The following is a 6,234-nucleotide window of genomic DNA, read 5'->3' as shown; positions in this document are numbered from 1 at the left end:
GGGCCGCGACGCGCACGCCCGCCCCCATCGCGCCGGCGCCCAGCGCGATGCCGAGCAGCGACACCTCGCTCATGCGGGCGCGCTCGTTGGTGAACGGGTTCAGCGACTGGCCGTGGTCGGCCATGTTCACCAGGTCGGCGGTCGCGGTCACGCCGCCATAGGCCATGGTCGCGCCGACGCCCACCAGCGCCACCGCCGCGACACCGCCGGTCGCGCAGATCAGCACCACGCCGGCGACCACGCCGGCCACCGCCGCGATCGTGTCGATGTGGTACTTGCGCCGGGCCTTTTCGAAGCCGGTTTCGGTGCGCGCATCGCCGACGAACAGCTTGATGTTGCCGTCGTCCTGCACCTTGAACTCGCCGTCCTCCGGCATCACCAGCGTGCAGCCGGTGCTCGGCAGGCTGTTGTTGGCCCGGTAGTCGTCGATGCTGTCGTAGCTCCAGCCCTGCTCGTCGACGTACTTGACGCCCGGCCCGTCCTGGCGCTCGACCTTGAACAGCGCCGTCTTGACGATGCCGGACTCCTTGGTCGCATAGACCACCGGCACCACGGTGACCTTCGCGTTCTCGCCGCCGACGTCGACGATCTCGTCGACCACGCCGTCGAGCATCTTCCGCTGGTCCTCGCCGAGCTTGCCGAACAGGTCCTGCGACAGCATCGCCTGCGCGTTCTGGTCCGGCTGCGACGGGTCCAGCGTGACCGACGGCTGCCAGCCGAACGAGGCCGCCACCGTGTTGCCGATGTGCGTGCGGCCGTGCATCTCGGTGGACCGCCCGCCGTACATCACGTAATGGTCGTTGATCAGCGCCTGCGCCATCACGGCCGGGTTCTCGTTGAACTTCTCGTACAGCTTTGCCGGATCACTGCGATCCTCGGGCTTCAGCGAGCGCAGCAGCTCGGCCTGCTCGGCGTGGGCGCCCGGTGCGGCGTTGGCGGTCATCGCGCGCTGCGCGACGTCGAAGTCGTCCTGCGCGGCCTGCAGCGCCTTCCAGGTCGCGCTGCGCTTCTCGCCGTCGGTGCCCTTCAGGTAAGGGTGATCCTTCAGCCAGCCGTCATGCGCCGTGCGGGCGCTGTCGACCACCGTCTTCTTCGAGCCGGTGGTCTGCTGGTGGTACAGCTCCAGCCAGTCGGAGCGCGCGTCGACCGCATGCGTGCGCGCATCGTCGACCTTCACCTGCAGCGCATGCAGGTCGCCGGCCGGCTTGCCGTCGCGCGCATCGGCCTGCGCCAGCTGCAGCGTGCGCCGCGCATCCTGGAAGGCCTGCACCGCCTGCAGCGCGGTGTACTCGCGCGACGACAGGCTGCCGGCGTCCGGCGCGTCGTAATGATGCGCATCGCGGATCGCGGCCGCGACCTGCACCAGCCGCGTGTCGACCGCGTCGTCCAGGTTCAGCGTCGGCACGGCGCTGCCCTGGGCGCCCTTCGCGCCGGCCAGCGCATCCGGCACGCTGACCGCCGGCGGGCGGTCGCTCGCCTGCGTCGCGAGCTGCCCCTCGACATCGGCGCGCGTGACGCGCGCCTTCAGCGCGGCGGCCTGCGCACGCCACAGCCGCTCGGTCACCGGGTGCATGTCGACACCCTTCTTCGACAGCGCACTGGAATGGCCGGCCGCCTGCATGAAGTAGACCTTGAACTCGCCGTGCTCCTCGCGGATCTCGGTGCCGTCCTTCTGCTTGAAGGTGGTGACGCCGTCCTGCTGCTTCACCTTGGTGCCGTCGCTCAGCGTGCTGAAGCCGTCGTCGTCCTTCGCCATCGAGCCGAGGTTGGCGGTCTCGGCGTACGCGCCGGGCGGCACCAGCGCGGCGGTGCGGTCGTAGCCGGGCGGGTAGGTGGTCGTGGCGGCGGTGTTGCGATGGTTCTTGCCCTGGCTGCCGGGCGTCGTCACCGGCTTCACGAAGCCGAAGGTGTCGTAGTCGTGCTGCGCCGCGAGCAGGCCGCGCTCGCTGTCGACCAGGCCGAGCCGGCTCTCGTAGTCCTTGACGGTCAGGCTGCGCTTGTCGTACTCGGCCAGCGCCTGGTCGAGCTTCCTCTGCTGCGCGTCCTTGTCGGCCGGCGCCGCGGCGGCCCAGGCGCTGCGCGCCTTGTCGACTTCATCGTCCTGGTCGGCCAGCGCCTGCTTCGCGCCCGCCAGGCCCTTGCGGGCTTCGTCCTCCTGCGTCTTCAGGTCGGCCTCGGAGCCGGCGAGCTTGTTCGCGTTCGAGATCTTGTTGCGCGTGTCGCCGGTCAGCGTGTCGACCTTCTTCTGCGCGTCGACGGTGGCCTGCGACGGCTTGGTCGCGCCGGCGCCGGTGTCGGTGCGCTGCGCCGCGGCCAGCTCGACGCGCGCCTGCCGCAGGTCGCGCACCGACTGCAGCGCATCGGCCTGGGCCTGCGCCGTGCGCTGCGTCTCGAGCTTCGCGCCGAGGTCGGTCTCCAGCGCGTCGATCTCGCGCTGCGGCTTGCCGTCACGGCGCGCCGCCTGCACCGCGAGGTCGGCGTCGTGCACCGCGCCGTTCGCCTTCGACAGGTCGCTGACTATGGCGTCGGCCTTGTCCAGCCACGGCTTCGCATCGAGCCGCGCGTCGCCTGTCGACGGGTCGCCGACGCGGTCGCGGTAGAGGGTGTCATAGGCGGTCTCGGCCTGGGTGGCGCGTTCGGTCGCGGCCTTCGCGGTCTTGTCGGCATCCCACAGCGCGGCGGTTTCCTTCGGCAGGTCGGTCCACTCGTCCGGCCCCCAATGGATGTTCACCTGGTACTGCCAGCGCCCGTCCTTGAAGTGGACGTTCTTGCCCAGGTCGCTGCCCGGCACCGCCCAGAACTCGCGGTTCGGGTCGAAGCGGTCCTCGGGGTTGACGGCCGCACGGCTGCGCGAGGCCTGGTCCCAGGTGTCCTTCGCGTTGCCGAGCGCGGCATCGGCGTCGAACTTCGCGAGGCGGGCGTCGGCCACCTCGTGCACCTGGCGCTGCACGTCGCGCACGTCGATCGCGTCCTGCAGCTTCTGGTAGGCCGCATCGACGACGGATGACGAGCCGCTGTGCTGCGCACTCGCGTACGCGTCCTGTGCCTTGCGCACGCCGATATCGGCGACCTTCAGGTTGAGGTCGGTCTGCGTCTTGCTGGCATCGAGCCCCATGCGCTGCAGCGTCGCCTTCGCGCCGTCGGCGGCCAGCTGCGCGGTGCGGGCCTCGTTCTCCGCGGCCGCCTTGGCGCGGAAGTAGTCGGGGTCGTGCCGGTCGGCGGCGCTCGGGTTGCGGTAGCCTTCGGCCGCGTGGGTCGCGGTGTCGGCCTTGGCCTGCAGGTCGTCGACGGTCTTCTGCTGCGCATCGATGGCCTTGCGGTCGGTCTCGCCCGCATCGAACTGCTTCACGTGCAGCGTGCGCACCTCGGGATCCTCGGCCTTCACCTCGTCGCGCAGGCCGTCGATCTGCGGCGTGACGCCCTTCATGTCGAACGCGCCGCTCTTCTTCGCGCGTTCGAGGATCAGCGTCTCCTGCGCATCGAGCGAGGCCTGCGGGTCGGCGCCGTCCTGGCTCGCCTTGTCGGCTGCCACGCGCATCTCCTGCTGCGCCGCGGCCATGTACTGGCCGTAGGTGTCGTCCAGCGCCTTTTCCTTCGCGGCAGCCGGCTTGCCGCCGTTGGCCAGCGTCTCGTTGCGCTGCTCGACCTGGTCCTTCAGCTGCTGCTCGAGCCCGCTGGTGCGCGTCACCGCCGACTGCAGCGCCACGCGCCGCGCCTCGATGGCGGCGGCGCTCTGCGCCGAGTACCACGGCGGCTGAGCCGGCGGGGGCGGCGGGGGGGGCGGCGGCGGCGGGGGCGGAGGAGGAGGAGGCGGCGGCAGGGCCTGGAACACGCGCCCGATCGAATCAAGGAAGGACATGGTGGGTTCCTCGCGTCTGAGTCTGTGGGTTCATGTCTGTTCGTTTACTCGCGGCCTTCGGCCCAGCGCAGCAGCCGCGCCACCGGCTCGTACAGCGAGCGCGGGATGGCCTGCCCCTCGGGCACCTCGTCGTACAGCCGGCCGGCCAGTGCGGCATCGAATTCCATCGGGATCAGCGCCTCGCCGGCCAGGCGGCGCATCTGCGCAGCGACCTCGTTCTCGCCGCGCGCGATCACCCGCGGCAGGTCGCGCTCGCCCAGGTACTGCAGCGCGACCGCGGTGCTGCCCGAGCAGATCAGCGCCGAGGCCACGCGCACCCGGTCGGCCAGCCCGAGGTAGACCGCCTCGAAGTGCGCCATGCGCCGGCGGCCCGCATTGACCGGGTCGCCCTCGGATTCCTTGTGCTCCTGGCGCAGGTCCTCGATCGACATGCGCTGCTGCTTCATGAACTCGTGGTGCGCATGGGCGTAGTCGACGCCGGCCATCACGACGTAGATCACCGCGGCCCAGCCGGACACCGTCAGCAGCACACTGGCCGCCACCACCAGCACGGCCGGCGGCTGGGCGTAGCCGAGCTTCAGCGCGGTGTTCAGGAAGCTGGCGGTCACGACGGCCAGCAGCGCGCCGAGCAGCGCCGACTTGGCCAACATCTTCAGCAGGTTGACGAGGTTGCGCGTCGAGAACATGCGCTTGAGCCCCTCGGCCGGGTTCAGCCGGTTCACGTCGGGCTTGATGCGCGACCAGGTGGCCAGCGCCCCGACCTGCGCGAAGCAGCCGACCGCCGCCGCCAGCGCGGCGACCACCATCACCGGCAGCGCGCCCCACAGCAGCACCCCGGCGGTGTGCGAGAGCAATTCGACGACGCGATCGTCCGGCCGGCTCAGCACCTCGGGGCTGGTGGCGTGCCACCACAGCTCGCGCAGCAGCCCGAACAGCGCGGCACCGAGCAGCCACAGCGTGGCGGCGACGGCAATGAAGGACAGCGTGCCCGGCACGTCGGCGCTGAACACCACCTCGCCGCGCTTGCGCGCATCGCGCAGGCGCTTGGGCGTCGGGTCGCGGGTCTTCTCGGCCATCGCGCTACAACGCCAGCCGCAGGAACTCGAGCACGCCGTTGGACGGGCGCAGGAACTGCTGCAGCGATTCGTACACGAAGAACAGGAACAGCAGCATCATCAGCGTGGCCAGCAGGCTCTTCAGCGGCTGCGAGAACACGAACACGTTGAGCTGCGGCGCCACGCGCGAGATCAGCCCCATGCCCAGCTCGACCAGCACCAGCACCAGCAGCACCGGCGACGCGAGCTTGACGATCCACAGGTACAGCGTGTCGCCCTGGCGGATCGCGAACTCCTCCAGCACCTTGCCGACGTTCGGGAAGAACGACGCCACCGGCCACAGCCGGTACGAGTCGACGATCACGCCGACCAGCGCCAGCAGCCCGCCGGCCGCGACGAACAGCGTGATCACCAGCCAGCCGAGGAACTCGCCGGTGGGCCCGTTGTCGTGGCCAGCCACCGGGTCGAAGAAGGACGCGTTGGCCGAGCCGGTCTGGAAGTCGATCAGGTCGCCCACGCTCTGGATGGCCCAGATGAAAATGCCGAAGCCCAGCCCGAGCAGCAGGCCGATCAGCGCCTCCTTGCAGGCGATCAGCAACCACAGGCCGAGCGACAGCTCGGGCATCTCGCCGGCGATCGGCGACATGAAGAGCGCCAGCATGCCCAGCAGCCCGGCGCGCACGAAGCCGCTCAGCAGCTGGCCCGACAGGAAGGGCATCACCGCGAACACCGCGGCAAGCCGCGGCAGCGTCAGCGCGGCCGATGTGACGGTCTGCTCCAGCGCGGCGAGTTCGGCCATCGGCATCGTGCGGTCTCCTTCCGTGTGACGTTCAACGCGGCGGGCGCCGCGCCGCCCAGGCCTGCGCTGCGTTCTCTTCCAGCTGCTCGTCGGCGCGCGACTGCGCCTGGCGCCGCGCTTCGCGCCGCACGCGCTCGTGCATCTGCTCGGCCTTCTGCAGGTCGCCGGCGGCGCTGCGCAGCTGCCGGCGGCAGGCCTCCAGATCCTGCTGCTTCTGCAGCGCTGCATCGCGCGCCTGCTGGGCGTGCTGCGCGCTGTCGCGCACGCGGCCGTCGAGCGTACGGCTCCAGGCGCTCGCCTGGCGCATCAATGCAATGTCGAGCACTTCGGGCCGGCCGGCGACCGATGCCCAGACGGCACTCCGCGCCTCGACCTCGTGCAACCAGGCCTCGCGCAGGGCCCGGGCCTGTGCGACGGCCGCCGCGGCCACCTCGCGCTCGCGCGCCACGCGCTGCTGCGCGCGGCTGCGGTGCTGCTCGCGCACGCGGACCAGCAGCTTCCAGTCGACGTCCATCTCAGTC

At 70.9% G+C, this 6,234-nt stretch carries 4 protein-coding genes; all 4 read right to left on the bottom strand.

Annotation, left to right across the window (positions count from 1 at the left end):
• Positions 1 to 3,859: DUF4781 domain-containing protein (locus AC1D1T_RS29280; protein WP_477993008.1), on the bottom strand; the 3,859-nt coding region annotated here is incomplete at its 3' end.
• 44 nt (positions 3,860 to 3,903) lie between these two features.
• Positions 3,904 to 4,935, bottom strand: a complete 1,032-nt coding sequence (locus tag AC1D1T_RS29275; protein ID WP_477825968.1) for an EscU/YscU/HrcU family type III secretion system export apparatus switch protein — start codon at positions 4,933 to 4,935, stop codon at positions 3,904 to 3,906.
• Positions 4,936 to 4,939: 4 nt separating this feature from the next.
• Positions 4,940 to 5,719: a type III secretion system export apparatus subunit SctT gene (gene sctT / locus AC1D1T_RS29270; RefSeq protein ID WP_465113148.1), complete on the bottom strand. Its 780-nt coding sequence runs from the start codon at positions 5,717 to 5,719 to the stop codon at positions 4,940 to 4,942.
• 25 nt (positions 5,720 to 5,744) lie between these two features.
• Positions 5,745 to 6,234 (bottom strand): hypothetical protein (locus tag AC1D1T_RS29265; RefSeq protein WP_477993007.1); only part of this gene is annotated, 490 nt, incomplete at its 5' end.

Source organism: Rhizobacter sp. P2_H3, from assembly GCF_056403355.1.
The sequence above is the reverse complement of the archived record's forward strand: the minus strand, read 5'-3'. Positions and strand labels throughout refer to the sequence as shown.

Coding starts and splice junctions, on each gene's coding strand:
- AC1D1T_RS29275 (WP_477825968.1), bottom strand. CDS start 4,935: ATGGCCGAGAAGACCCGCGACCCGACGCCCAAGCGCCTGCGCGATGCG.
- sctT (WP_465113148.1), bottom strand. CDS start 5,719: ATGCCGATGGCCGAACTCGCCGCGCTGGAGCAGACCGTCACATCGGCC.